This window comes from Catellatospora aurea (genome assembly GCF_042663325.1).
GTDB classification, from domain to species: domain Bacteria; phylum Actinomycetota; class Actinomycetes; order Mycobacteriales; family Micromonosporaceae; genus Catellatospora; species Catellatospora aurea.
On the sequence record NZ_JBHTAC010000040.1, the window covers coordinates 37,570 to 61,564 of the forward strand.

Annotated in this window: 24 protein-coding genes; 5 read left to right on the plus strand and 19 right to left on the minus strand. The window is 71.5% G+C overall.

Annotated elements, in window-relative coordinates:
• Positions 1-145: 145 nt before the first annotated feature.
• The 13 genes from metK to pyrR all read right to left on the minus strand — a co-directional run bounded on the left by metK (position 146) and on the right by pyrR (position 15,119).
• Positions 146-1,336: a methionine adenosyltransferase gene (gene metK, locus ACFQO7_RS28830; protein WP_155370367.1), complete on the minus strand. Its 1,191-nt coding sequence runs from the start codon at positions 1,334-1,336 to the stop codon at positions 146-148.
• A gap of 132 nt (positions 1,337-1,468) precedes the next feature.
• Complete coding sequence (coaBC, locus tag ACFQO7_RS28835; RefSeq protein ID WP_376809312.1) at positions 1,469-2,662, minus strand: bifunctional phosphopantothenoylcysteine decarboxylase/phosphopantothenate--cysteine ligase CoaBC; 1,194 nt, start codon at positions 2,660-2,662, stop codon at positions 1,469-1,471.
• A gap of 10 nt (positions 2,663-2,672) precedes the next feature.
• Complete coding sequence (gene rpoZ / locus ACFQO7_RS28840; protein ID WP_203689990.1) at positions 2,673-2,939, minus strand: DNA-directed RNA polymerase subunit omega; 267 nt, start codon at positions 2,937-2,939, stop codon at positions 2,673-2,675.
• A gap of 34 nt (positions 2,940-2,973) precedes the next feature.
• Positions 2,974-3,588 carry a guanylate kinase gene (gene gmk / locus ACFQO7_RS28845; RefSeq protein WP_203689988.1) on the minus strand — a complete coding sequence of 205 codons (615 nt, stop codon included), beginning with the start codon at positions 3,586-3,588 and terminating at the stop codon, positions 2,974-2,976.
• A gap of 389 nt (positions 3,589-3,977) precedes the next feature.
• On the minus strand, positions 3,978-4,292 hold the full coding sequence (gene mihF, locus ACFQO7_RS28850; protein ID WP_376809313.1) for an integration host factor, actinobacterial type: 315 nt from the start codon (positions 4,290-4,292) through the stop codon (positions 3,978-3,980).
• Between the two features lie 210 nt (positions 4,293-4,502).
• Positions 4,503-5,348, minus strand: coding sequence for an orotidine-5'-phosphate decarboxylase (pyrF, locus tag ACFQO7_RS28855; RefSeq protein ID WP_376809314.1), 846 nt, complete (start codon positions 5,346-5,348; stop codon positions 4,503-4,505).
• A 74-nt stretch (positions 5,349-5,422) separates the two neighbouring features.
• Positions 5,423-6,682 carry an adenosylmethionine--8-amino-7-oxononanoate transaminase gene (locus tag ACFQO7_RS28860; RefSeq protein WP_376809336.1) on the minus strand — a complete coding sequence of 420 codons (1,260 nt, stop codon included), beginning with the start codon at positions 6,680-6,682 and terminating at the stop codon, positions 5,423-5,425.
• 74 nt (positions 6,683-6,756) lie between these two features.
• Positions 6,757-7,779 carry a quinone-dependent dihydroorotate dehydrogenase gene (locus ACFQO7_RS28865; RefSeq protein WP_376809315.1) on the minus strand — a complete coding sequence of 341 codons (1,023 nt, stop codon included), beginning with the start codon at positions 7,777-7,779 and terminating at the stop codon, positions 6,757-6,759.
• Positions 7,776-11,114: a carbamoyl-phosphate synthase large subunit gene (gene carB / locus ACFQO7_RS28870; protein WP_376809316.1), complete on the minus strand. Its 3,339-nt coding sequence runs from the start codon at positions 11,112-11,114 to the stop codon at positions 7,776-7,778. The genes ACFQO7_RS28865 and carB overlap by 4 nt, the downstream gene beginning before the upstream one ends.
• 1 nt (position 11,115) lies before the next feature.
• Positions 11,116-12,258, minus strand: coding sequence for a glutamine-hydrolyzing carbamoyl-phosphate synthase small subunit (gene carA, locus ACFQO7_RS28875; protein ID WP_376809317.1), 1,143 nt, complete (start codon positions 12,256-12,258; stop codon positions 11,116-11,118).
• A 73-nt stretch (positions 12,259-12,331) separates the two neighbouring features.
• Entirely contained in the window at positions 12,332-13,627 is a 1,296-nt protein-coding gene (locus ACFQO7_RS28880; protein WP_376809318.1) for a dihydroorotase, read from the minus strand.
• Positions 13,624-14,532, minus strand: coding sequence for an aspartate carbamoyltransferase catalytic subunit (locus tag ACFQO7_RS28885; protein WP_361053118.1), 909 nt, complete (start codon positions 14,530-14,532; stop codon positions 13,624-13,626). Before ACFQO7_RS28885 ends, ACFQO7_RS28880 begins: the two co-directional genes overlap by 4 nt.
• Entirely contained in the window at positions 14,529-15,119 is a 591-nt protein-coding gene (gene pyrR, locus ACFQO7_RS28890) for a bifunctional pyr operon transcriptional regulator/uracil phosphoribosyltransferase PyrR (protein ID WP_360538594.1), read from the minus strand. Before pyrR ends, ACFQO7_RS28885 begins: the two co-directional genes overlap by 4 nt.
• A 325-nt stretch (positions 15,120-15,444) precedes the next feature.
• On the opposite strand from pyrR, the gene bldD reads away from it, so the two are divergent.
• A complete protein-coding gene (bldD, locus tag ACFQO7_RS28895; protein ID WP_203689965.1) occupies positions 15,445-15,933 on the plus strand; it encodes a transcriptional regulator BldD in 489 nt (162 codons plus the stop codon).
• Between the two features lie 72 nt (positions 15,934-16,005).
• Here the strand turns inward: bldD and nusB are convergent, their stop codons facing one another.
• Positions 16,006-16,419 carry a transcription antitermination factor NusB gene (gene nusB, locus ACFQO7_RS28900; protein ID WP_376809337.1) on the minus strand — a complete coding sequence of 138 codons (414 nt, stop codon included), beginning with the start codon at positions 16,417-16,419 and terminating at the stop codon, positions 16,006-16,008.
• A 54-nt stretch (positions 16,420-16,473) separates the two neighbouring features.
• Positions 16,474-17,031 carry an elongation factor P gene (gene efp, locus ACFQO7_RS28905; protein WP_360538589.1) on the minus strand — a complete coding sequence of 186 codons (558 nt, stop codon included), beginning with the start codon at positions 17,029-17,031 and terminating at the stop codon, positions 16,474-16,476.
• 183 nt (positions 17,032-17,214) lie between these two features.
• Between efp and ACFQO7_RS28910 the strand changes: the two genes are divergently transcribed.
• A complete protein-coding gene (locus ACFQO7_RS28910) occupies positions 17,215-17,883 on the plus strand; it encodes a response regulator transcription factor (protein WP_376809319.1) in 669 nt (222 codons plus the stop codon).
• Positions 17,884-17,896: 13 nt separating this feature from the next.
• Positions 17,897-19,168: a sensor histidine kinase gene (locus tag ACFQO7_RS28915; RefSeq protein WP_376809320.1), complete on the plus strand. Its 1,272-nt coding sequence runs from the start codon at positions 17,897-17,899 to the stop codon at positions 19,166-19,168.
• Between the two features lie 30 nt (positions 19,169-19,198).
• On the opposite strand, the gene ACFQO7_RS28920 is transcribed toward ACFQO7_RS28915, so the two are convergent.
• Positions 19,199-19,717, minus strand: coding sequence for a hypothetical protein (locus tag ACFQO7_RS28920; RefSeq protein ID WP_376809321.1), 519 nt, complete (start codon positions 19,715-19,717; stop codon positions 19,199-19,201).
• Positions 19,718-19,775: 58 nt separating this feature from the next.
• Between ACFQO7_RS28920 and ACFQO7_RS28925 the strand changes: the two genes are divergently transcribed.
• Both ACFQO7_RS28925 and ACFQO7_RS28930 read left to right on the plus strand, forming a co-directional pair.
• Positions 19,776-20,927 carry a branched-chain amino acid ABC transporter substrate-binding protein gene (locus ACFQO7_RS28925; protein ID WP_376809322.1) on the plus strand — a complete coding sequence of 384 codons (1,152 nt, stop codon included), beginning with the start codon at positions 19,776-19,778 and terminating at the stop codon, positions 20,925-20,927.
• A gap of 23 nt (positions 20,928-20,950) precedes the next feature.
• Positions 20,951-21,601: a hypothetical protein gene (locus ACFQO7_RS28930; protein WP_360538573.1), complete on the plus strand. Its 651-nt coding sequence runs from the start codon at positions 20,951-20,953 to the stop codon at positions 21,599-21,601.
• Between the two features lie 329 nt (positions 21,602-21,930).
• Here ACFQO7_RS28930 and aroQ read toward each other — a convergent pair whose 3' ends face one another.
• From aroQ to ACFQO7_RS28945, 3 genes are read right to left on the minus strand one after another with little or no spacing between them, the layout of a single operon-like run.
• Positions 21,931-22,365 (minus strand): type II 3-dehydroquinate dehydratase, encoded by a 435-nt coding sequence (gene aroQ / locus ACFQO7_RS28935; protein ID WP_360538572.1) that lies wholly within the window; start codon positions 22,363-22,365, stop codon positions 21,931-21,933.
• An 11-nt stretch (positions 22,366-22,376) separates the two neighbouring features.
• The gene (aroB, locus tag ACFQO7_RS28940) at positions 22,377-23,453 is read right to left on the minus strand and encodes a 3-dehydroquinate synthase (RefSeq protein WP_376809323.1); all 1,077 of its coding nucleotides are present in this window, start codon (positions 23,451-23,453) and stop codon (positions 22,377-22,379) included.
• Position 23,454: 1 nt separating this feature from the next.
• A complete protein-coding gene (locus ACFQO7_RS28945) occupies positions 23,455-23,961 on the minus strand; it encodes a shikimate kinase (protein ID WP_376809324.1) in 507 nt (168 codons plus the stop codon).
• Between the last annotated feature and the right edge of the window lie 34 nt (positions 23,962-23,995).

Consider the following 23,995-nt stretch of genomic DNA (forward strand, 5'->3'; position numbering starts at 1 on the left):
ACCCGCGCTCGCCCCGCCGACGGCGGACGTCGTCCTGGCCGGCTGGCAGCGGCACCAACCGCCACACCCGCCAGAGTTAGGAAGGGCACCTTCCACAACGCATTGCGTTAAGAAGGTGCCCTTCCTTTGCGTGGGGCCGGGTGGGTCAGCTGACGGCGGACTTGAGGTCGGCGACGCGGTCGGTGCGCTCCCAGGTCAGGTCCGGCAGCTCGCGGCCGAAGTGGCCGTACGCGGCGGTCTGCTGGTAGATCGGGCGCAGCAGGTCCAGGTCCCGGATGATCGCGGCCGGACGCAGGTCGAAGACCTCGCCGATCGCCCGCTCGATGCGCTCCACCGACACCGTCTCGGTGCCGAAGGTCTCCACGAACAGGCTCACCGGCTTGGCCTTGCCGATGGCGTACGCCACCTGGACCTCGCAGCGCTCGGCCAGCCCGGCCGCGACGACGTTCTTGGCGACCCAGCGCATCGCGTACGCCGCCGAGCGGTCGACCTTCGACGGGTCCTTGCCGGAGAACGCGCCACCGCCGTGGCGGGCGTAGCCGCCGTACGTGTCGACGATGATCTTGCGGCCGGTCAGGCCGGCGTCGCCCATCGGGCCGCCGATCTCGAAGCGGCCGGTCGGGTTGACCAGCAGCCGGTAGCCCTCGGTGTCCAGGCCCAGGCCGTCGAGCTCGGGCGCGATGACGTGCTCGCGCACGTCCGGCGTGAGCAGCGACTCCAGCGAGATGTCGGGCGCGTGCTGCGACGAGACCACGACCGTGTTGAGCCGGACCGGCTTGAAGCCGTCGTACTCGATGGTGACCTGGGTCTTGCCGTCGGGGCGCAGGTACGGGATGGCGCCGTCCTTGCGGGCCGCGGTGAGGCGGCGGGCCAGCCGGTGCGCGAGCGCGATCGGCAGCGGCATCAGCTCGGGGGTCTCCGAGCAGGCGAAGCCGAACATCATGCCCTGGTCGCCCGCGCCCTGCGCGTCGAGGCTGTCGGCGCCCTCGCCGGAACGCTGCTCCAGCGCGCTGTCGACGCCCTGCGCGATGTCGGGCGACTGCGAGCCGATCGACACGCTCACGCCGCAGGAAGCGCCGTCGAAGCCCTTCTTGGAGGAGTCGTAGCCGATGCCGAGGATCGTGTCGCGCACGATGGTCGGGATGTCGGCGTACGCCTGGGTGGTCACCTCGCCGGCGACGTGCACCTGGCCGGTGGTGATCAGCGTCTCCACGGCGACGCGGCTGCGCGGGTCCCGGGCGAGCAGCGCGTCCAGGATGCCGTCGCTGATCTGGTCAGCGATCTTGTCCGGGTGACCCTCGGTGACCGACTCCGAGGTGAACAGGCGACGTGCCACTCGATTTCTCCAATACAGCGCTTGATGACGATGGATGGACCGTAAGGCCATCGGCGTCCTGGCGAAAGTCTAGTTCCCTACAACGCCGCAACGGCGCAAGCCCTGCCGAGAGTCCGCAGGACGGGACGGTGGTCACAGCAGGGCGACGACCTGATCCCAGACCGCGTCGGCGAGATCGTCCTTGCTCCGCGACGGCAGATCGCGGCGCGAGCCGTCCGCGCCGAGCACGACCGCCTCGTTGTGGTCGGCCCCGAAGACCAAGCCCTGGCCGACCTCGTTGACCACGATCAGGTCGGCGCGCTTGCGCACCAGCTTGCCGCGGGCGTGCTCCAGCGCGTCGTGGGTCTCGGCGGCGAAGGCCACCAGCACCTGGCCAGGGCGCTTGTTCGCACCCAGTTCGGCCGCGATGTCCGGGTTCAGAGCCAGCTCGATGACCGGGGCCGCGCCGTCGTCGGTCTTCTTGATCTTCTGGCCGGCGTACGCCGCCGGGCGGAAGTCGGCCGGGGCGGCAGCCATGATCACGGCGTCGGCCTCCTTCGCCGCGCCGATCACCGCGTCGCGCAGCTCGGCGGTGGTGCCGACGCGGACCAGGTCCGCTCCGGCGGGCGTGGGCAGCGACACGTTGGCGGCGACGAGCGTCACCCGGGCGCCCCGGGCGATCGCGGTGCGCGCGAAGGCGTACCCCTGCTTGCCGGAAGATCTGTTGCCCAGGAAACGCACCGGGTCCAGCGGCTCACGGGTCCCGCCGGCGGTGACCACGACGTGGCGGCCGGCCAGGTCGGCGCGCGGCTCGACGCCGCGGGCCAGCACCCGCAGCGCCACCTCGAAGATCTGCTCCGGGTCGGGCAGCCGGCCCTTGCCGGTGTCCTTGCCGGTGAGCCGGCCGACGGCGGGCTCGATGACCAGCGCGCCGCGGCGGCGCAGGGTGGCCACGTTGTCGGCGGTGGCCGGGTGCTCCCACATCTCGGTGTGCATGGCCGGAGCGAACACCACCGGGCAGCGCGCGGTGAGCAGCGTGTTGGTGAGCAGGTCGTCGGCCATGCCGTGGGCGGCCTTGGCCAGCAGGTCGGCCGTCGCGGGCACGACGAGCACCAGGTCGGCGCTCTGCCCGAGCTTGACGTGCGGCACCTGCGGCACGTCCGACCAGACCTCGGTGGCGGCCGGCTGGCCGGACAGCGCCTCCCAGGTCGGCGCGCCGACGAAACGCAGCGCTGCGGCGGTGGGCACGACGCGCACCGAGTGGCCGGACTCGGTGAGCAGGCGCAGCAGCTCGCAGGCCTTGTAGGCGGCGATGCCGCCGCCTACACCCAGGACGACGCGAGCCATGTCGGGAGGCTCAGGCCTCGTTGGTCGGTTCGGCGGTGAGCAGCCCGGCGTTGATCTCGCGCATGGAGATGGACAGCGCCTTCTCCTGCGGAGTGGTCTCCACCAGCGGGCCGACGTACTCCAGCAGGCCCTCGCCGAGCTGGCTGTAGTAGGCGTTGATCTGCCGGGCACGCTTGGCCGCGAAGATCACCAGCGAGTACTTCGACGAGGTCTTGTCGAGCAGCTCGTCGATGGGCGGGTTGGTGATGCCTTCGGGTTGGGCGACGGTTCCAGCCACGTTCCAGTCCTTGTCTCAGAGAGTGTGCCGGGCGCTAAACGCGCGGACGTGCGGCAGCGAGCGCCGGCGAACCGAGCAATCCTACCAACTCGTCCGCGGCGCGCTCGAGGTAGTCGTTCACGACAGTCACGTCGAACTCGGACTCCGCGGCCAGTTCCTCGTCGGCGTGGGCCAGGCGGCGGCGGATGGTCTCCGGGCTCTCGGTGCCCCGGCCGATGAGCCGGCGGCGCAGCTCCTCCCGGCTGGGCGGGGCGAGGAAGACGAGCTGGGCGTCCGGCCAGGTCTCCCGGACCTGGCGGGCGCCCTGCAGGTCGATCTTCAGCAGGGCGGGGATGCCGGCGGCGATCCGGCCCTCGACCGCCGCGCGTGGCGTGCCGTAGAGGTTGCCGGCGAACTCGGCCCACTCCAGCAGCATGCCGGTGTCGGCCAGGCGCTCGAACTCGGTGCGGTTGACGAACGTGTAGTGCTTGCCGTCGATCTCGTAGTCACGCTTCTTGCGGGTGGTGACCGAGACGGACAGCCATACCCAGGGCGAACGCTTGCGGATGACCTCGATGACGGCATCCTTGCCGACACCGGAGGGACCGGAGAGCACGGTAAGGCGGGCGGGCGCGGCCGCTCTGGCGGCGAGCGGTACGTCGTCTTCCATTCTCAAGTTCTACCCAATCGCGGAGCGGAGGTGGGAGCCGGGCCCCTGTTTGAGCAGTACGTCACCAAGTCTTAACAGGGGGTTCCGGCCCGGATGGGGCCTTCCTGCCCGCATAAACGAACCAGCGGCGCTGCCGTTTCGACAGCGCCGCCGGGCGACGATCTGCGCAACGCCCCGCTCACCCGATGGTGTGAGTGTCACTCACACCGAAGTGGCAGGTCGTTGCGGCGGGCAGGCGGTGGAGCCTCGGCACACCGCTGCCCGTTCACCGCGGACGGGGCGTCCGCCCGCGGCGCGGAACGCGGCGACACCGTGGCGCGCCGCTAGGAGCGGCGGCGCGCCGGGACACGCGTTGTTCCGGGGTCTTTCCGCTGACGAGGTTCGTCGGCTCAGGCCGCGAACTCGGCCAGCAGCGCCTTACGCTGCTGGTCGCCCAGCCCGCGCAGGCGGCTGGAGTCGGCGATCTTCAGCTTCTCCATGATCTGCGTGGCCCGGATCTTGCCGATGCCGGGGAGCGCCTGCAGCACGGCCGAAACCTTGAGCTTGCCGACGACATCGTCGCCCTCGGCGCGGTCAAGCACGGCGGCCAGGGTGGTCTTGCCCTGCTTGAGCTGCTCCTTGAGCTCAGCCCGAGCCTTGCGGACCTCCGCGGCCTTCTCCAGCGCGGCAGCGCGCTGCTCTGGGGTCAGTGACGGGAGCGGCACCAGTTCTCCTCAGGTCCTCTTGGTCACGCCGACGGGATCGCCGGCGTGTGGTGCGTCGGGCCCAACCACACTCGGTGGTTGACCTTCGGCACCCGTTGCTGGTGAAAACCCGCGTGACTGGTGGGCCACGCGAGCAGATCAGCCCAGCGCGGGGAAACCTAGCGGTCGACGGCGTTTTCGGCAACGTCACCGCGCATGATCACGGAAAGGTCACGACCGGCCCGGACGTCCCAATGCGTCCCGGCAGGCATCGAGAGTCCGAGATGCCGCGTCCCGCAGCGCGGGCACGTCGGGGCCCGCGCCGAGCACTTCGCGCGACGACGACGGCAGCACGGCGCCGAGGTTCCCGGCGAAGATCCGGCGAAGATCGTCGGCCGTTCCGCCCTGCGCACCGAGGCCCGGAACGAGGAACGGGCCGTTCACCTGGGAGAGGTCGTGACCGGTTTCGCCGATGGTCGCTCCGACCACGAGTCCGAGGCTGCCGAGCGGCTCCACACCCTTGTTGAGCTGGGAAATCTCGTCGATGATCGTCTGCGCGACGGTACGGCCGTCGATACCCCGAGCGTGCTGCACGGCCGGACCCTCCGGGTTGGACGTGAGAGCCAGAACGAAGACGCCCCCGCCGTGCTCAGCCGCCATGTCGAACATCGGCGCGAGCGATCGCAGACCCAGAAACGGGCTCGCGGTGATCGCGTCTACATACATGGGCTTCGATGGGTTCAGATATGCGTCGGCGTATGCGGCGGCCGTCGAGCCGATGTCGCCCCGCTTCACATCGAGGAGCACAAGGGTTCCGGCCTGCCTAAACTGTCGGATAGTTGACTCAAGAATCTCCACTCCGCGGGACCCGAATCGCTCGAAAAAGGCCGACTGCGGCTTGACGACGGCGACCCGACCGGCCAGCGCGTCGACCGTGATCCGGCAGAACGCGGCCACCCCGTCGGCGTCGTCGGGCAGGCCCCACGCCTTCAGCAGCGAGCTGTGCGGGTCGATCCCGACGCACAGCGGGCCGCGCTCATCCATCGCCCGCGCCAGGCGCGCACCGAACGGCTCCATGAAATCTCCTCACTCACTCTCGGATGTGACCGTCGCACCCGCACGGTCGCGCCCGGCGACCGCGCGGGCGGCGGTCATGACGAACAGGCCGCCGCGGCCGCGTACATCGCTTGGGTGATCGCCGACACATCCTCATCGGAGCTGACGAACGGCGGCATCGTGTAGATCAGGTCGCGGAACGGGCGCAGCCACACGCCCTGCTCCACCGCGGCGGCCGTGGCGGCCGCCATGTCCACGTCGTGGTCGAGCTGCACCACGCCGATCGCGCCCAGCACCCGCACGTCGGCCACACCGGGCAGCTCGCGCACCGGCGCCAGGCCGGCCCGCAGCCCCGTCTCGATCCGGCGCACCTCGGACCGCCAGTCACCCGACAGCAGCAGCTCGATGCTGGCGTGGGCGACCGCGCAGGCCAGCGGGTTTCCCATGAACGTGGGCCCGTGCGCGAGCACCGGCACCGCGCCCTCGGAGATGCCCCGGGCCACCTCGGCGGTGCACAGCGCCGCGGCCAGTGTCAGATATCCGCCGGTCAGCGCCTTGCCGACGCACATCACATCGGGGGTCACCCCGGCGTGGTCGGCGGCGAACAGCTCGCCGGTGCGCCCGAAGCCGGTGGCGATCTCGTCGAACACCAGCAGCACGTCGAACTCGTCGCACAGGTCCCGCAGTGCGCGCAGGTAGCGCGGGTCGTGGAAGCGCATGCCGCCCGCACCCTGCACCACCGGCTCGACGATGACCGCGGCCAGCTCGTGCGCGTGCGCGGCGAGCGCCTGCTTGAGCACGGTCACATAGGACTCGTCGTACCGCGCCGGAGGCGCGTCCACGAACACCTGGCGGGGCAGCGCGCCGCCCCAGAGGGAGTGCATGCCGCCCTCGGGATCGCACACGCTCATCGGCTGCCACGTGTCACCGTGATAGCCGCCGCGCCACGTCGCCAGCCGCCGCTTGGCCGGGCGGCCCCGCGACACCTGGTACTGCAGGCACATCTTGATCGCGACCTCGACGCTGACCGAGCCCGAATCGGCCAGGAACACGTGCTCCAACCCCGACGGGGTGATGTCGACGAGCTTCCTGGCCAGCCGCACCGCCGGTTCGTGGGTGAGCCCGCCGAACATGACGTGACTCATCCGCCCGAGCTGGTCGGTGACCGCGGCGTCGAGCACCGGGTGCCGGTAGCCGTGGATCGCGGCCCACCAGCTCGACATGCCGTCGATCAGCTCACGCCCGTCGGCCAGCGTCAGCCTCGTGCCCTGCGCGCCTGCCACGACGAACGGCGTCTGCCGGCCCGGCATGGGGCCGTACGGGTGCCACACGTGCGCCCGGTCCAGCTCCAGCAGCTCGTCCTGGGTGAAAGGAAGGGCACCTTCACCACGCTCCGCGTTGTGGAAGGTGCCCTTCTCAACCTCGTCGGTCACCGGGTGGCCTCCGGGGCCCGTCGCGCGGCGGCGCGTACGAGCGCCGGGCCGTGGTAGATGAATCCGGTGTAGAGCTGCACCAGGCTCGCGCCCGCGTCGAACATGCGGGCCGCGTCGTCGGCGCTCATCAGGCCGCCCACGCCGATGATCGGCAGGCGGCCGTTCGTCTCACCGTGCACGAACGACACGACCTTGTGCGCCCGCTCGGTCAGCGGAGCGCCGGACAGCCCGCCCGCCTGCGCCGCCGTGGCCTGGTCGGCCGGGGCGACCCCGTCCCGGCTGAGCGTGGTGTTCGTCGCGATCAGACCGGCCACACCCCGCGCCAGGCACACTTCGAGCAGCTCGGCGATGGCGTGGTCGGTCAGATCAGGAGCGATCTTCACCAGGATCGGCCGCTCCCCCGTCAACGCCGCCAGGATCGCGTCGAGCTGGTCGCGGTCCTGGAGACTGCGCAGACCGGGCGTGTTCGGCGAGGAGACGTTGACGGCGAAGTAGTCGCCATAGGACTTCAGCGCGTCATACGATGCCCGGTAGTCCGCGACGGCCTCCTCCAGCGGAGTCACCTTGGACTTGCCCAGCGAGATCCCCAACGGCACACCCAGCGGCCCCAGCGCGGCCAGCCGCCCCGCGAGCGCGGCGGCGCCCTCGTTGTTGAACCCCATCCGGTTGATGATCGCCCTGCTGTCCGGCAACCGGAACAGCCGCGGCCGGTCGTTGCCCGGCTGACCCAGCGAGGTCACGGTGCCGACCTCGACGAACCCGAACCCGAGCGCGGGCCATGCCTTCAGCGCGACCCCGTTCTTGTCCATCCCCGCCGCCAGCCCGACCGCGTTCGGAAACCGCACCCCGAACACGTCCACCGGCCGCTCCACCGCATAACGCCGCCGGAGCAGGCTCAGCACCGCCGGCTGCCGGGAGATCCCGGCCAGCCTCCGCAGCGTCCACTCATGCGCGTGTTCGGCGTCCCCGCCCCCGATCCGGAACAACCGGGGGCGGACCGCCTTCTCGAACAGGGTCACGCGGACAGCTCCGGGCGGATGACGGCATGCAGGTGTTGCAGAGGGCGGACCGTCATGTCGCCGCGGATCAGGGCTTCGATGCCCATCACCGCTGCCGCCGCGCCGGGGACCGTGGTGCAGCAGGGGATGTCGGCGGCCACGGCGGCGGAGCGGATCTCGTAGCCGTCGGAGCGGGCCTTGGCACCCGAACCCTGCGGGGTGTTGATGACCATCTTGACCTCGCCGGAGGCGATGAGGCTGACCGCGTCGCGGTCGGCGTCGTCGCTGTGCTTGCCGACGACCTCGCAGACGATGCCGTGGCGGCGCAGCACCTCGCCGGTGCCGACGGTGGCGACGATCTCGAAGCCCAGGTCGGCCAGGCGCTTGACCGGGAAGATCATGCCGCGCTTGTCCCGGTTGGCGACCGAGACGAAGATCTTGCCGCTGGTCGGCAGGGTGCCGTACGCCGCGGCCTGGGACTTGGCGAACGAGTGGCCGAACGCCATGTCGATGCCCATGACCTCGCCGGTGGACTTCATCTCCGGCGACAGCAGGGTGTCGACGCCCTTGCCGGCGGGGGTGCGGAAGCGCTTGAACGGCAGCACCGCCTCCTTGACGGCGACCGGGGAGTTCTCCGGCAGCAGGCCGCCGTCTCCCTCGGCGAGCAGCATGCCCTCCGCCCGCAGCTCGGCGATCGTCGCGCCGAGCATGATCCGGGCGGCCGCCTTGGCCAGCGGCACCGCGGTCGCCTTGGAGACGAACGGCACGGTACGCGAGGCGCGCGGGTTGGCCTCCAGCACGTAGAGCATGTCGTCCTTGAGGGCGTACTGCACGTTGAGCAGGCCCTTGACGCCGACGCCGCGGGCGATCGCCTCGGTGTACTCGCGCACCACGTCCAGGTGGCGGCCGCCCAGGGTGATCGGCGGCAGGGCGCACGCCGAGTCGCCGGAGTGGATGCCGGCCTCCTCGATGTGCTCCATCACGCCGCCGATGTAGACGTTGCCGTCGGCGTCGCAGAGCGCGTCGACGTCGATCTCGATGGCGTCGTCGAGGAACCGGTCCACCAGCACCGGGTGCTCCGGCGAGATGTCGGTGGCGCGGCCGATGTAGTCACGCAGCGTGGCATCGTCGTAGACGATCTCCATGCCGCGCCCGCCGAGCACGTACGACGGCCGGACCAGCACCGGGTAGCCGACCTCGTCGGCGATCTTCTTCGCGTCGGCGAAGCTGGTCGCGGTGCCGTGCGCCGGGGCGCGCAGCCCCGCCTCGGCCAGCACCCGGCCGAACGCGCCCCGCTCCTCGGCGAGGTGGATCGACTCGGGGCTGGTGCCCACGATCGGCACCTCGGCGTCCTTGAGCCGCTGCGCCAGACCCAGCGGCGTCTGCCCGCCGAGCTGCACGATGACGCCGATGACACCGGGGCCGCCCGCGGCCACGCCGGAGCTGTGCTCGGCGTGCACCACTTCGAGCACGTCCTCGAAGGTCAGCGGCTCGAAGTAGAGGCGGTCGGCGGTGTCGTAGTCGGTGGAGACCGTCTCCGGGTTGCAGTTGACCATGACGGTCTCGTAGCGGCCTTTGAGCGCCATCACCGCGTGCACGCACGAGTAGTCGAACTCGATGCCCTGGCCGATGCGGTTCGGGCCGCTGCCCAGGATCAGCACCTTGGGCCGGGCGCTCGGGGCGACCTCGGTCTCCTCGTCGTAGGACGAGTAGTGGTACGGCGTGGCGGCGGCGAACTCGGCGGCGCAGGTGTCCACGGTCTTGTAGACCGGCCGTACGCCGAGGCGGTGGCGCAGCGTGCGCACCCCGTCCTCACCGGCGAACTCCGGGCGCAGCGCGGCGAGCTGGCGGTCGGACAGGCCGGCCCGCTTGGCCTTGCGCAGCAGCGCCAGGTCGACCACGGGCGCGTCGAGGATCTCGGTGCGCAGCTCGACCAGGCCGAGGATCTGGTCCACGAACCACGGGTCGATGCCGCCCGAGGCTTCAGTGACCTGGGCGACGGTCGCGCCGTGGCGCAGCGCCTCCTCGACGGCGTACAGGCGGCCGTCGTGCGGGGTGCGCAGCGCGTCCAGCGCCTCCTCGACGGAGCCGAAGCGGTCCGGCGCGGTCCAGAAGCCGCCGGCCTTGGTCTCCATCGAGCGCATCGCCTTGTTCAGCGCCTCGGGGAAGTTGCGGCCCAGGCTCATCGCCTCGCCGACCGACTTCATCGTGGTGGTCAGCTCCGGGTCGGCCCCGGGGAACTTCTCGAACGCGAAGCGCGGGATCTTCACCACCACGTAGTCGAGGGTCGGCTCGAACGCGGCCGGGGTCTTGAGCGTGATGTCGTTCGGGATCTCGTCGAGGGTGTACCCGATGGCCAGCTTCGCCGCGATCTTCGCGATCGGGAAGCCGGTCGCCTTGGACGCCAGCGCCGAGGAGCGCGACACCCGCGGGTTCATCTCGATGACGACGATGCGCCCGTTCTCCGGGTTGATCGCGAACTGGATGTTGCAGCCGCCGGTGTCGACGCCGACCTCGCGCAGCACGGCGATGCCGAGGTCGCGCATGTCCTGGTACTCGCGGTCGGTCAGGGTCATCGCCGGGGCGACGGTGACCGAGTCGCCGGTGTGCACGCCCATCGGGTCGATGTTCTCGATCGAGCAGATGACCACGACGTTGTCGTGCTTGTCGCGCATCAGCTCCAGCTCGTACTCCTTCCAGCCGAGCACGCTCTCCTCGATGAGCACCTCGGTGACCGGGGAGGCGGCCAGGCCGCTGCCCGCGATCAGGTCGAGCTGCTCCGGGGTGTGCGCCATGCCGGAGCCGAGGCCGCCCATGGTGAACGACGGCCGGATGACGACCGGCAGGCCCAGCTCGGCGACGGTGTCGCGGACCTCGGCCATGGAGTGGCAGACCCGGCTGCGCGGCACCAGGTCACCGGTCAGCCCGAGCCGCGCGCCGGCCTTGGCGACGATGTCCTTGAACAGCTGCCGGTCCTCGCCGCGCCGGATCGCCTCGATGTCGGCGCCGATCAGCTCGACGCCGTACTTCTCCAGCACCCCGGACTCGTGCAGGGCGACCGCGGTGTTCAGCGCGGTCTGGCCGCCCAGGGTCGGCAGCAGCGCGTCGGGGCGCTCGGCCGCGATGACCTTCTCCACGAACTCGGGCGTGATCGGCTCGATGTAGGTGGCGTCGGCGAACTCGGGGTCGGTCATGATGGTCGCCGGGTTCGAGTTGACCAGGCTGACGCGCAGGCCCTCGCTGCGCAGCACCTGGCACGCCTGGGTGCCCGAGTAGTCGAACTCGCAGGCCTGGCCGATGACGATCGGCCCGGAGCCGATGACCATGACGTGCTTGAGATCAGTCCGCTTCGGCATCTCACTTGCCTCCGTTGATGAGCTGCTTACGGACCTGGCCGGGGCGTTCCACGAGCTCCACGAACCGGTCGAACAGGTAGTCGGCGTCGTGCGGCCCCGCTGCCGCCTCCGGGTGGTACTGCACGGTGAAGGCGGGCACGTCCAGCGCGCGCAGGCCCTCCACCACGTTGTCGTTCAGGCACACGTGGGACACCTCGACCCGGCCGAAGCCGGTGTCGGCCACGCCGTCGAGCGGCGCGTCGACCGCGAAGCCGTGGTTGTGCGAGGTGACCTCGACCTTGCCGGTGCTGCGGTCCATCACCGGCTGGTTGATGCCGCGGTGTCCATAACCCAGCTTGTACGTGCCGAAGCCGAGCGCGCGGCCCAGGATCTGGCTGCCGAAGCAGATGCCGAACAGCGGCAGGCTGCGCTTCATGACCTCCTGCGCCAGCATCACCGCGTGGTCGGCGGTGGCCGGGTCGCCGGGGCCGGGCGAGAAGAACACCGCGTCCGCGCCGACCGACAGCAGGTCGCCGAGCGTGGAGGTGGCGGGCAGCACGTGCGTGGTCACGCCGCGGGCGGCCAGCCGCCGCGGCACGTTGCGCTTGATGCCGAGGTCGAGCGCGGCGACGGTGAAGCGGTGCTCGCCGATCGCGTCGACGGTGTACGCCTCCGGCGTGGTGACCTCGGCGGACAGGTCCGCCCCGGTCATCTGCGGCTGCTCCAGCACTCGGGCCAGCAGCGCCTGCGGATCGCGCTCGACGCTGGACACGCCGACGCGCATCGCGCCGCGCTCGCGCAGGTGCCGGGTCAGCGCCCGGGTGTCGACACCGCTGATGCCGACCACGCCGGAGCGCTCCAGCCGGGTGCCGAGGTCCTCGGTCGAGCGCCAGTTCGACGGCGTCCGGGCCGGGTCGCGGACCACGTAACCGGCGACCCAGATCCGGTCGGACTCGTCGTCCTCGTCGTTGACGCCGGTGTTGCCGATGTGCGGCGCGGTCTGCACCACGACCTGGCGGTGGTACGACGGGTCGGTGAGGGTCTCCTGGTAACCGGTCATGCCGGTGGTGAAGACCGCCTCGCCGAACGTCTCGCCGACGGCCCCGTAGGACTCGCCCCGGAAGACGCGGCCGTCCTCCAGGACCAGAATCGCCTCTGCGCTCATGCCGCAACTCCGCTTCGCGCAGTTCCGGCCTGAGCGCTGTGACCGCGCTCCATGATTCGCTCGCTGAGCTCGCTCATTTCTGCACCTTTCCGTCGAGCACCGTCGGCACACCCCGCAGGAAGGTGGCGACGATCCGGCCGGGCACGGTCATCCCGGCGTACGGCGTGTTGTGGCTGAGACTGGCCAGCCCGGTCGGGTCGACGCTCCACCGCACCGTGGGGTCGACCAGGGTCAGGTTCGCGGGCGCGCCCGCGGCGATCGCGTTGCCGTGCCCGTCCAGGCCCGCGATACGGGCCGGGGCGTACGACATGCGCTCGGCGATCAGGGGCCAGTCCTCACCCAGCACGTCGAGGACGATCGGCAGCGCGGTCTCCAGGCCGAGCATGCCGGGGCGGGCGTACGCCCACTCGCACTCCTTGTCCTCCGCGGCGTGCGGGGCGTGGTCGGTGGCCACGATGTCGATCGTGCCGTCGCGCAGGCCCTCGCGCAGCGCCTCGACGTCGGCGTCGGTGCGCAGCGGCGGGTTCACCTTGTAGACGGGATCGTAGGACTCCGCCTTCTCGTGGGTGAGCAGCAGGTGGTGCGGTGTGACCTCGGCGGTGACGCGTACGCCCCGGGCCTTGGCCATGCGGATGATCTCGACGCTGCCCGCGGTGGACACGTGGCAGACGTGCAGGCGCGCGCCCACGTGCCCGGCCAGCAGCACGTCCCGCGCGATGATCGACTCCTCGGCGACCGCGGGCCAGCCCGTCAGGCCCAGCCGGGCGGAGACGTCGCCCTCGTGCATCTGCGCGCCCTGGGTGAGCCGGGGCTCCTCGGCGTGCTGGGCGATGACCCCGTCGAACGCCTTGACGTACTCCAGCGCCCGGCGCATCAGCCGCGGGTCGGCCACGCAGAAGCCGTCGTCGGAGAAGACCCGCACCTTCGCCGCGGAGTCGGCCATCGCGCCGAGCTCGGCCAGCCGCTCGCCGGCCAGCCCGACGGTGACCGCGCCGATCGGCTGCACGTCGACCAGTCCGGCCTCCTGACCCAGCCGGTACACCTGCTCGACCACGCCCGCGGTGTCGGCCACCGGCGAGGTGTTCGCCATCGCGCAGACGGCGGTGTAGCCGCCCAGCGCCGCGGCGCGCGAGCCGGTGTACACCGTCTCGGCGTCCTCGCGGCCCGGCTCGCGCAGGTGGGTGTGCAGGTCGACCAGGCCGGGCAGGGCCACCAGGCCGGTGCCGTCGACGACCTCGGCGCCCTCGGCGGCCAGGTCCGGGCCGATCTCGGCGATCACGCCGTCGCGCAGCAGCAGGTCGGTCGGCTCGCCGCCCAGCACGCGGGCGTTGCGGATCAGGATGGTCACGGGCGTCCTCCGGACGGTCATCGGGCTCCTCCGAGGAGGAGGTAGAGGCAGGCCATCCGCACGGAGACGCCGTTGGTGACCTGCTCGACGATGGTGGAGCGGGGTGAGTCGGCCACCTCGGGGGTGATCTCCATGCCGCGGTTCATCGGACCGGGGTGCATGACGATCGCATGCGCGGGCATCCGGCGCAGCCGGGCGCCGTCGAGGCCGTAGCGGCGGGAGTACTCCCGGGCTGAGGGGAAGTAGGAGTCGGTCATACGCTCGCGCTGCACCCGCAGCATCATCACCACGTCGGCCTGCGGCAGCACCGCGTCGAGGTCGTAGGCGACCTGGACCGAGGCGTTGAGGTCGGTCGGCACCAGCGTCGGCGGCCCGACCAGGGTCACCTTCGCACCCAGGGTGTTGAGCAGCAGCACGTTGGAGCGGGCCACCCGGCTGTGCAGCACGTCACCGACGATCGCCACGTGCAGGCCGTCGATGCGGCCCATCCGCGAGCGCATCGTGTACGCGTCCAGCAGCGCCTGGGTCGGGTGCTCGTGGGTGCCGTCGCCGGCGTTGAGCACACTGCCGGTGACCCAGTTGGCCAGCCGGTGCGGCGCGCCCGAGGCGGGGTGCCGGATGACGACCGCGTCGGCGCCCATGGCCTGCAGCGTCCAGGCGGTGTCCTTGAGGCTCTCGCCCTTCTCCACGCTGGAGCCCTTGGCCGAGAAGTTGATCACATCGGCGGACAGGCGCTTGGCGGCGGCCTCGAAGGAGATCCGGGTGCGGGTGGAGTCCTCGTAGAAGAGGTTCACCACGGTGCGGCCGCGCAGGGTGGGCAGCTTCTTGATCTCGCGGCCGGAGACGCTGGCCATCTCGGTGGCGATGTCGAGGATCTCGGTCGCCGTGGCCGCGTCCAGGTCGGCCGTCGACAGCAGGTGCTTCATCGGATGCCGCCCTTCGCGCCGGTGGCCAGGACCACCTCGTCGTTCCCGTCGATCTCCACCAGCTTCACTTTGACCTGCTCGGACAGGGCGGTGGGGATGTTCTTGCCGACATAGTCGGCCCGGATCGGCAGCTGCCGGTGGCCCCGGTCGACCAGCACGGCCAGCTGCACGGCGGCGGGGCGGCCCAGGTCGGACAGGGCGTCGAGGGCGGCGCGGATGGTGCGGCCGGAGAAGAGCACGTCGTCGACCAGGATGACCTTGCGGCCGTCCACGCCGCCCGCGGGCTCCTCGGTGCGCCCGACCGCGCGGACGGAGCTGCTGCGCAGATCGTCGCGGTAGAGCGTGATGTCGAGGATGCCGACCGGGAGCTGCACGCCCTCGAAGGCGTGGATGCGCTCGGCGAGGCGCCGGGCGATCGGGACGCCGCGGGTGGCGATGCCCATCAGCACCACGTCGGAGGCCCCGGAGGTCTTCTCCAGGATCTGGTGCGCGATGCGGTCCAGCACGCGGGAGACGTCCGCGGCGGAGAGAACGGTCTTCGTGGGAGCCGGCCCGGCCGGCTGCTGCTGGTGCGACTCGTCTGTCATTGGGCGCGCCAAGGCAGACCTCCTTCCCCGCCTCACCGGACGGGTCGTTAAAGGATGTCAGGGTCATGATCGCCGACCGTGGCCGGCGACCATCTGATCAGTAAACTTAGCAGTGAGGCGGGCGACCTCGACGCGCGGGGGTGAGTCAATCCGCAGGTCATACCGTTGACACTGGCGGATCAGTTCAGTTGATCAAGCTAGTCGGATGAGGTTGTCTCAACTTGGTGGTCAACGAGCACTTGACCGCGTGTCTTCCGCGCCGTACCGTCACGCTGCGTAGCGATCGTCGGGGAACCCGCCCCGGCACATAGCTGGGAGTGTCGGAATGCCGTCTGATTACGCCAAGTCCCTCGGTGCGCGACTGCGCTCCATCCGCCAGCAGCAGGGCCTGTCCCTGCAGGGCGTGGAGGAGAAGTCGAACGGGCGTTGGAAGGCTGTGGTCGTCGGCTCGTACGAGCGTGGTGACCGTGCTGTCACGGTGTCCCGACTGGCCGAGCTGGCCGACTTCTACCGCGTGCCCGTGGGCGAGCTGCTGCCCGACGGCCCCGCCCCGCGCCAGGAGGCGACGAGCAAGATCGTCCTCGACCTGGAGCGCCTCTACGACGGCGCCAAGGAGGACCTCGCCTCCGTCGCCCGCTACGCGCGCGCCATCCAGCAGCAGCGTGGCGACTACAACGGCCGGGTGCTCTCGATCCGCGCCGTCGACCTGCAGGCGCTGGCCGTCTTCTACGACTGCACCCCCTCCGAGCTGATCGAGCGGCTGGCCGACCACGGCGTGCTCGTCGCCGACCCGCGCGCGTTCTTCGCGAGCTGACACTCTCCCGCACGACGAAAGCGGCCTTTCACCCCCGGCGGGGTGGAAGGCCGCTTTCGCATGGTGTGGTGCTCAGTGGCGCGGCGCGTAGTCCGCGATACGGCCGAGCAGACCGTTGAGGAAGCGCGGCGAATCGTCGGTGGAGAGCTCCTTGGCCAGCTCGACGGCCTCGGTGATGGCCACCGGGTCGTCGATCTCGGGCACGTAGAGCAGCTCGTACACCGCGATGCGGGCGAGGTTGCGGTCGACCACCGGCATCCGTTCGATCGTCCAGCCCTCGGCGAAGGTGGCGATCGTCTCGTCGATGTCGTCCAGGTGCTCGTTGACGCCCTCGGCCAGCGACACCGCGTACGGCAGGTGTTCCGGGCGCGGCGACTCCATCCGCTCCAGGTATGCCGACAGCACGGTGCGCACCGGCAGGTCGCGCAGATCCGCCTCGTAAAGCACGTCGAGTGCCCGTTTGCGTGCCTTGCGGCGCGCGGGCATCTGCGACTTCGGTCCCTCAGCCACGAGCAGTCCCCCCGACGGGCACGAAGCCCATCAGGCCCGGCCCAGGTAACGGCCGTCGCGGGTGTCGACCTTGATCTTCTCGTCGGTGACGATGAACAGCGGCACCTGCACGGTCGCGCCGGTCTCGATGGTGGCCGGCTTGTTGCCGCCGGTGGAGCGGTCGCCCTGCAGGCCCGGCTCGGTGTAGGTGACCTTGACGATCACCGAGGTCGGCAGTTCGACGTACAGCGGCACGCCCTCGTGCGTGGCCACGACGACCTCAGCCTCGGGCAGCAGGTAGTTCACGTTGTCGCCGACGGTCTCGCCGCTGACGTGGATCTGGTCGTAGGTGTCCAGGTCCATGAAGACGAAGTCGTCGCCGTCGGCGTACAGGTACTGCATCGTGCGCTTGTCGACGTTCGCGGTCTCGACCTTGGTGCCGGCGTTGAACGTCTTGTCGACGACCTTGCCCGTGAGCACGTGCTTGAGGGTCGTCCGCACGAAGGCCGGACCCTTGCCGGGCTTCACGTGCTGGAACTCGACGACGGCCCAGAGCTCCTTGTCGAGGTTGAGCACCATGCCGTTCTTGAGGTCGTTCGTGCTAGCCACAGCCAGGCTCCCGTACATGATCAGATACTTGACAAAGAACAGACCTGACTACTTTACCGGCCCGTGATCTCAGGCCGGGCGCGCGGGTGGCCGGGGACACCCTGTGACCGTCGCCGGTCGCGGCCACCCGCTCCCAGCGGCCGCGCTAGCCGGGCGAGCACTCTGGTTGCTAGCCTCGCCGCCGTGCGGGTGCTGGTGGTGGAGGATGACCCTGAGGTGCGCGGGGTGGTCGTGACGGCCCTGCGCGCGGTCGGGTTCGCCGTCGACCAGGCGGCCGACTGGAGCCAGGCCGACGTGAACATGAGCGTCAACGACTACGACTGCCTGGTCCTGGACCGCATCCTGCCCGAAGGCGACTCCGCCGGCCAGCTGCGCCGCCGCCGCGAGGCCGGCCTGGGCGTGCCCGCCCTCATGCTGACCGCCCTGGACGACGTCACCGACCGCGTCGCCGGCTTCGAAGCCGGCGCCGACGACTACGTCGTCAAACCCTTCATCGCCGCCGAACTGGTGCTCCGCGTCCGCGCCCTCTGCCGCCGCCGCGGCACCATGCTCCCCCCGGTGATGAGAGCCGGCGACGTCGAGGTCGACACCGCCCGCCGCGAGGTCCGCCGCGACGGCGTCCTGCTCACCCTCACCCCCAAGGAGTTCTCCGTGCTGGAGATGCTCCTGGTCCGCCGCCCCGCCGTGGTCACCCGTTCCGACCTCTTCGAACACTGCTGGGACGAACAAGCCGACCCCACCTCGAACGTCGTGGACGTCGTCGTAGGCCAACTCCGCCGCAAACTGGGCGAACCACCCCTCATCACCACCGTCCGCGGCACCGGCTACCGCGTCGACCTGGCCGGCCGCTGATGAAGGCAGCGGTATGAGGCGGGAGACGCGGCAGCTGCAGACGGCGGAGCGGCTGGCGGGGCTACGGATGCGGTTGACGGCGCTGCTGCTCGCGCTGAACATCATCGGGTTGGCGGGGATGGGGGCGGTGGCGCTCGTCGTCGATGAGCGGCAGCGGGCCGAGGCGGTCGCGGCCGACCTGCACCGGACCGCAGGGACGGCGGTGGCGCTGCTGTACTACGACTCGGGTGCGCTGCTGCTGGACAAGCTCTACGACAACGCCATAGCGCAGGGCTCCACGGCGGTGTACGTGTACGAGGCCGACCGGACCGACGTCACCCTGGTGTTCGCGCACCCGGCGCGGCTGGCAGTCATCGCGCCGCCGACGCTGCTCGGGCCCGCCCGGCAGGTGCGCTCCGCGGGCGGCGAGCTGAGCGAGGCGGTGCGGGACGAGCGGCAGGAGGTCGTGCACCTGCTCGCGGTGCCGTTCCGGCACGCCGAAACCGGGGCGATCGCGGGCACCGTCGTCGCGGTCGCCGACCCGGGGCCGGGGCAGGCCGCTCACCAGCGGCTGGCCCTCGCGTTGATCGTCGGCGGCACCGCGTTCACGGTGATGACCTGTGTCGGTGGTTACCTGCTGGCCCGCCGCGGCACCCAGCCCATCGCGGACGCGCTCACCCAGCAGGAGCGCTTCGTCGCCGACGCGGCGCACGAGCTGCGTACGCCGCTGACGGTGATCCGGGCGGTGTCGGAGTCGGCGCTGGACTCCCCCGCCGGGCAGCCGGACGCGCTGCGCCGGGTCATCGCGGCCACCGACCGGCTGACCGACGCGGTCGCCGCGCTGCTGACCCGGGCCCGGCTCGTCGCCGGCCTGCGCCACCTGGAGCGCCAGCGGTTCCGGCTGGACCAGCTCGCCGAGGAGGTGCTGGCCGACACGGTGCAGCCGCCGCACACCGCGACGGCGTACACCCGGCCCGCGGTCGCGCTGGGCGACCCCACGCTGGTCCGCATCGCCCTGCGCAACCTGATCCACAACGCGGTGCAGCACGGCCGCGACGGCGAGGCCCCCGCCACCATCACCCTGACCGTCGCACCGGGCTCCGTCGTGATCCGCGACGCCGGCCCCGGCCCCGGCGCCGACCTGCCCACCGCCAACGGCGAGCGCTTCCGCCCCGGCTCCCCCAACGGCACCGGCCTGGGCCTCGCCATCGCCCGCTGGGTAGCCGACCTCCACAACGGCTCCCTCACCCTCCGCCCCGCCGAAGGCGGCGGCACCGAAGCGACCCTCACCCTCCCCACCCCCTGACCCCCGGCCCCAAGATCACGACGATCTTGGTCAGGCGGGGGTGGGGCCGGCGCGGGTGCCGATGGGGGTGACGGCGTACCAGTGGCCGTTCAGGCCGTGGCCGTTGGTGTCGCCGGGCATGCGGTCGCCGGTGTAGCCGTAGAGCGGCCAGCCGGCGAGGGTGAGTTGCCGGGTGCCGTCGGGGCGGGTGAGGGTGCCGATGAGCTGGCGGTCGATGCCTTCGACGCGGATCGGGTCGGCGGCGGGGACCGGGAGCCACTGCTGGATGCAGGAGCCGGTGCACGCCGACCGGGAGGGGCGGTTGGCGTCCAGTTCGCTGCGGTAGAGGACGTAGCCCTGCTCGTCGATCACTATCCAGCCCAGGGTGTCGGAGCTGATGCCGAAGAGGGCAGGTTGCAGGCCCGAGGGGCGGCCAGGGGCGGGCGCCAGGGTGGGCTGGACCGTCACCTGGCCGCTGCTGCAGGCACCCAGTAGGGTCGCGACCAGCACAAACACGGCCGCCACCCGCTTGCGGGCAGCCGGCCACGCCGTTTCCACCGGGTTACTCATGCAATCCTCACGCTCATCCGGGCAGGATAGGCGCACCCTACGTCGAGGAGGTCGGCTGTTGCGAGGGCCGTACGCACGGGTTGTCTCGACGCTGGCGCTGCTCGCGCTGGCGGCGACGCCCGGCTGCGACGCGGCAGCAGGCACCGCGGCCCCGCCGACCCGGCCGTGCGGGTTGAAGATCGCCGTCATCGGCCCGCTCAGCGGGGCCTCGGCGGATCTCGGCACGAACATCCGCTCCGGCGCCGCGCTGGCGGTCGAGCAGTACAACGGCCGGCATCCCGACTGCCCGGTGACGCTGCAGGACTTCGACTCGCAGAGCGACCCGAAGCAGGCCACCGCGCTGGCACAGCAGATCGTGGCCGACCCCGCGATCCTCGGCGTGGTGGGGCCCGCCTTCTCCGGCGAGTCCGCGGCCGCCCTGCCGCTGTTCGACCAGGGCCGCCTCACCGTAGTCAGCCCGTCGGCGACCCGCACCAACCTCAGCCAGCGCGGCTGGTCGACGTTCCACCGCGTGATCGGCAACGACGCCGCACAGGGCCCGGCGGCCGCCCGCTACATCGACACCGTGCTGCACGCCCGCAAGGCGTTCGTCATCGACGACACCGGGGCGTACGGCCGCGGCCTGGCCGACGAGGTCGCCGCGACGCTGTCCGGCAAGGTCGTCCAGCGGGCCGCGGTGCCGCCCCGCCAGGTCGACTTCTCCTCGGTGGTCAGCCAGATCCGCTCCGCCGGGGCCGACGTCGTCTTCTACGGCGGCTACTACTCCAGCGGCGGCGCCCTGCTCAAGGCGATGCGCGACGCGGGGCTGACCGCCACGTTCGTGGGCGGCGACGGGGTCAAGGACGCCGGCTTCATCCGCGCGGCGGGGGTGCGCGCCGCCGAGGGGGCCGTCATCACCTGCGCCTGCCTGCCGCCCGAGCGCGCGTCCCGGGACTTCCCGGTGCGGTACCGGGCCGGGTTCGGCAAGGACGCCGGCACCTACAGCGCCGAGGGGTACGACGCTGCGTCGATCTTCCTGGCCGGCTTCGAGGCCGGCCGCACCACCCGCCGCGACATGGAGGCCTTCGTGGACACGTACGCCCACGACGGTGTCACCGGGCGGCTGCAGTTCACCCCACAGGGTGAGCTCGTGGACAACGCCATCGTGGTCTGGGCCTACCGAGTCGCCGACGGCGCCGTCGTGACCGACCGCGAGATCCCCCGCACCTGACCTGCCTGAGAGGAGACCGTCCCATGTCAGCGACCCTGCTCACGGACCTCCCCCCGCTCGCCGCCCCGGCGGAGGCCGCGCCCGCGGACACCTCCCGGGCCGAGATGGCCCCGCTGGACCGCGCCCTGTCCCAGGCTCCACTGGGGGCGTACCCGCTGCTGGAAGCGGCGTTCGGCTGGCAGGAGCTGCGCCCGTCCGGGTGGCACCGCCCCGCGGCGGCGACCGCCATCGCGTCGACCTCCTCGCCGGCGGCGGCGGCCCGGCTGGCCAGCCTGCTGTCCACGCTCACCTGGGCCAACGTGGTCCGCACCGAACGTGACGGGTTGCGAGTCGAGGTGTCCGCCGGGGCGTACAACCGGATCGTGCGGGCTCTGACCGGGGCCTGGCGCAGCCGGACCCAGCTGCTGGCGGCGTCGCCCGCCGTGCCGGAGTCGCGCCAGGCGGCGCTCGGCCTGTGGCGGATGGCGATGCTCACCGGTGGCGTCGACGCCCACGCCGGCCAGCTCACCGTCCGGGCCGGCTCGCCCGCCGCGGCCCAGTCCCTGGTCACGGCAGCCGCCATCCTCGGCATGCCCGCCGTGGCCGACCGCCCCCGCGAAGGCGGCCACCCGGTCCGCGTCACCGGCCGCGCCCAGGTCTACCAGCTGCTCACCGAGGCCACCGGCCAGCGCTGACCCCCGGAGATCACGACGATCCCCGCGCGAGCCGTCGCCCCGGTGACCGCGCCTGGTCCACGCCGGCTCGGGTATACCATCCGAGCGCATTTGCTCTGCACCCAAAGCCTTGCTCTGCACCCATCGGCGCAACAGGCGCGCACTCCGTTGCGTATGTGGGTGCAGAGCAAGCAAATGGGTGCAGAGCAAATGCGCTCGGGACGTAGTCCCGAGTCTGCGCGGCACGCTGCCGTCGCGTGCAGGATGGTTGCCCAGCGGCCGCGGGCACCCGTTTCACCCGCGTCGCACCAGCAATTCATGCTAGGTCGGCGCAGTGGGTGGGGGTCGGGTCAGTCGGTGACGCGGTGGAAGAGGTGTTCCAGGGCCAGGCGGTAGCCGTCGACGCCCAGGCCCGCGATGACGCCGGTGGCGACGGCGGAGACGACCGAGTGGTGGCGGAACTCCTCGCGGCTGTGGATGTTCGAGATGTGGACCTCGATCAGGGGGCCGTTGAGCATCGCGCAGGCGTCGCGGACGGCGTAGGAGTAGTGGCTCCACGCGCCCGGGTTCAGGACCACCGCGGCGTGCTCGTCGGCGGCCTGGTGCAGCCAGCCCACCAGCTCGCCCTCCAGGTCGGTCTGGCGGCACTCGACATCCAGGCCGAGCAGCGCGCCCGTCTTCTCGCACAGCTCCACCAGCGTCGCGTACGTGGTGACGCCGTACACGTCGACCTGGCGGGTGCCGAGCCGGCCGAGGTTGACCCCGTTGAGCACGTACACCTTCATGGCGGTCTCCTTCAGGAGGCGACGGACAGGTAGGCCTCGGCGAGCAGGGCCTCGTCGTCGACGGGCACGGTGACCGGCTCGGCGATGCCGTTGAGCAGCACGAAGCGCAGCGCCTTGCCGCGGGCCTTCTTGTCCACCGACATCGTGGCGCGCAGGTCGTCCCAGGCGTCGGCGGGATAGGACACCGGCAGGTCCAGCGAGCGCAGGACGGCGGCGTGGCGGGCGGCGACGGCCTCGTCGAGGCGGCCGGTGAGCACGCCCAGGCGGGCGGCGTACACCAGGCCGACACTGACCGCGTGCCCGTGCGACCAGCGGTAGTCCTCCCGGCGCTCGATGGCGTGGCCGAGCGTGTGGCCGTAGTTGAGGATCTCGCGCAGGCCCGATTCGCGCAGGTCCTCGCTCACCACCCGGGCCTTCACCGCGATCTTGCGTTCGATCAGCTCGCGCAGCACTGGGCCGGCCGGGTCGACGGCGGCCCGCGGGTCGCGCTCGATCAGGTCGAGGATCACCGGGTCGGCGATGAAGCCGCCCTTGACCACCTCGGCCATGCCCGCCAGCAGCTGCGCGGTGGGCAGGGTCGCCAGCGCCTCGGTGGCGCAGAGCACCCCGGCGGGCGGGTAGAACGCGCCGACCAGGTTCTTGCCGGCGGCGGTGTTCACCCCGGTCTTGCCGCCGACGGCCGCGTCGACCATGCCGTTGATGCTGGTGGAGACCGGCACCCAGCGCACGCCGCGCAGCCAGCAGGCCGCGACGAACCCGGCCAGGTCGGTGACCGCGCCGCCGCCGACGCCGACCACGACGTCGTTGCGGGTGAACGAGGCCCGGCCCAGCTCGTCCCAGCAGCGCTCGGCGACGCCGATCGACTTGCCGGCCTCGGCGTCGGGCACCTCGATCATCACCGGCTGGACGCGGGCGTCGACCAGGTGCGCGGCGGCCTGCTCGGCGTACGCCCGCACCGGCGGCGCGTACAGCACCGCGGCCCGGTCGGCGCCGGCGACCAGGGCGGGCAGCTCGGCGAGCACGCCGGGGCCGACCAGCACGTCGTACTGCTGGTCGCCGCCCACGGCGATCCGGGTCAGCTCCGACATCTCAGCCCTTCAGCAGCTCGACCAGCTCGGCGGTGATCTCCTCCGGGGTGCGCCCATCGGTGACCACGGTGTACGTCGCGACCTGCTCGTACAGCGGCCGCCGCTGGTCGAGCAGGAAGCGCAGGGTGGCCCGCGGGTTGAAGTTCAGCAGCGGGCGGCCCTGGCCCAGCCCGACTCGCGACACCGCGTCGGACAGGTCCACGCTCAGGTAGACCACGGTGTGCCCGGCCAGCAGCGCCCGGTTGTCCTCGGCGAGCACCGCGCCGCCGCCCAGCGCCAGCACGCCGTCGTGCTCGGCCAGCGCCGCCGCGACCGCGGCCGTCTCCATGGCCCGGAAGTGCGGCTCGCCCTCGTCGATGAAGATCTCCGAGATGGGCTTGCCGGCGGTGGCCTCCACGTCGGCGTCGGTGTCACGGAACGGCACCCCGTACGCCTGCGCCAGCAGCTGCCCGACGGTCGACTTGCCGGCCCCAGGCGCGCCGACCAGGACGCACAACGGCTTGCTCACGATGTTCCCCTCCCCCGGTCCACGGCGCGGACCC

What these genes read in the sequence shown, in the direction of transcription:
- ACFQO7_RS28915 (WP_376809320.1), top strand. Translation starts at nt 17,897, where the DNA reads ATGAGGCGGGAGACGCGGCAGCTGCAGACGGCGGAGCGGCTGGCGGGG.
- bldD (WP_203689965.1), top strand. Translation starts at nt 15,445, where the DNA reads ATGCCGTCTGATTACGCCAAGTCCCTCGGTGCGCGACTGCGCTCCATC.
- ACFQO7_RS28885 (WP_361053118.1), bottom strand. Translation starts at nt 14,532, where the DNA reads ATGAAGCACCTGCTGTCGACGGCCGACCTGGACGCGGCCACGGCGACC.
- carB (WP_376809316.1), bottom strand. Translation starts at nt 11,114, where the DNA reads ATGCCGAAGCGGACTGATCTCAAGCACGTCATGGTCATCGGCTCCGGG.
- coaBC (WP_376809312.1), bottom strand. Translation starts at nt 2,662, where the DNA reads ATGGCTCGCGTCGTCCTGGGTGTAGGCGGCGGCATCGCCGCCTACAAG.
- pyrR (WP_360538594.1), bottom strand. Translation starts at nt 15,119, where the DNA reads ATGACAGACGAGTCGCACCAGCAGCAGCCGGCCGGGCCGGCTCCCACG.
- ACFQO7_RS28930 (WP_360538573.1), top strand. Translation starts at nt 20,951, where the DNA reads ATGTCAGCGACCCTGCTCACGGACCTCCCCCCGCTCGCCGCCCCGGCG.
- aroQ (WP_360538572.1), bottom strand. Translation starts at nt 22,365, where the DNA reads ATGAAGGTGTACGTGCTCAACGGGGTCAACCTCGGCCGGCTCGGCACC.
- nusB (WP_376809337.1), bottom strand. Translation starts at nt 16,419, where the DNA reads ATGCCCGCGCGCCGCAAGGCACGCAAACGGGCACTCGACGTGCTTTAC.
- gmk (WP_203689988.1), bottom strand. Translation starts at nt 3,588, where the DNA reads ATGGAAGACGACGTACCGCTCGCCGCCAGAGCGGCCGCGCCCGCCCGC.
- ACFQO7_RS28920 (WP_376809321.1), bottom strand. Translation starts at nt 19,717, where the DNA reads ATGAGTAACCCGGTGGAAACGGCGTGGCCGGCTGCCCGCAAGCGGGTG.
- pyrF (WP_376809314.1), bottom strand. Translation starts at nt 5,348, where the DNA reads ATGGAGCCGTTCGGTGCGCGCCTGGCGCGGGCGATGGATGAGCGCGGC.
- ACFQO7_RS28880 (WP_376809318.1), bottom strand. Translation starts at nt 13,627, where the DNA reads ATGACCGTCCGGAGGACGCCCGTGACCATCCTGATCCGCAACGCCCGC.
- carA (WP_376809317.1), bottom strand. Translation starts at nt 12,258, where the DNA reads ATGAGCGCAGAGGCGATTCTGGTCCTGGAGGACGGCCGCGTCTTCCGG.
- aroB (WP_376809323.1), bottom strand. Translation starts at nt 23,453, where the DNA reads ATGTCGGAGCTGACCCGGATCGCCGTGGGCGGCGACCAGCAGTACGAC.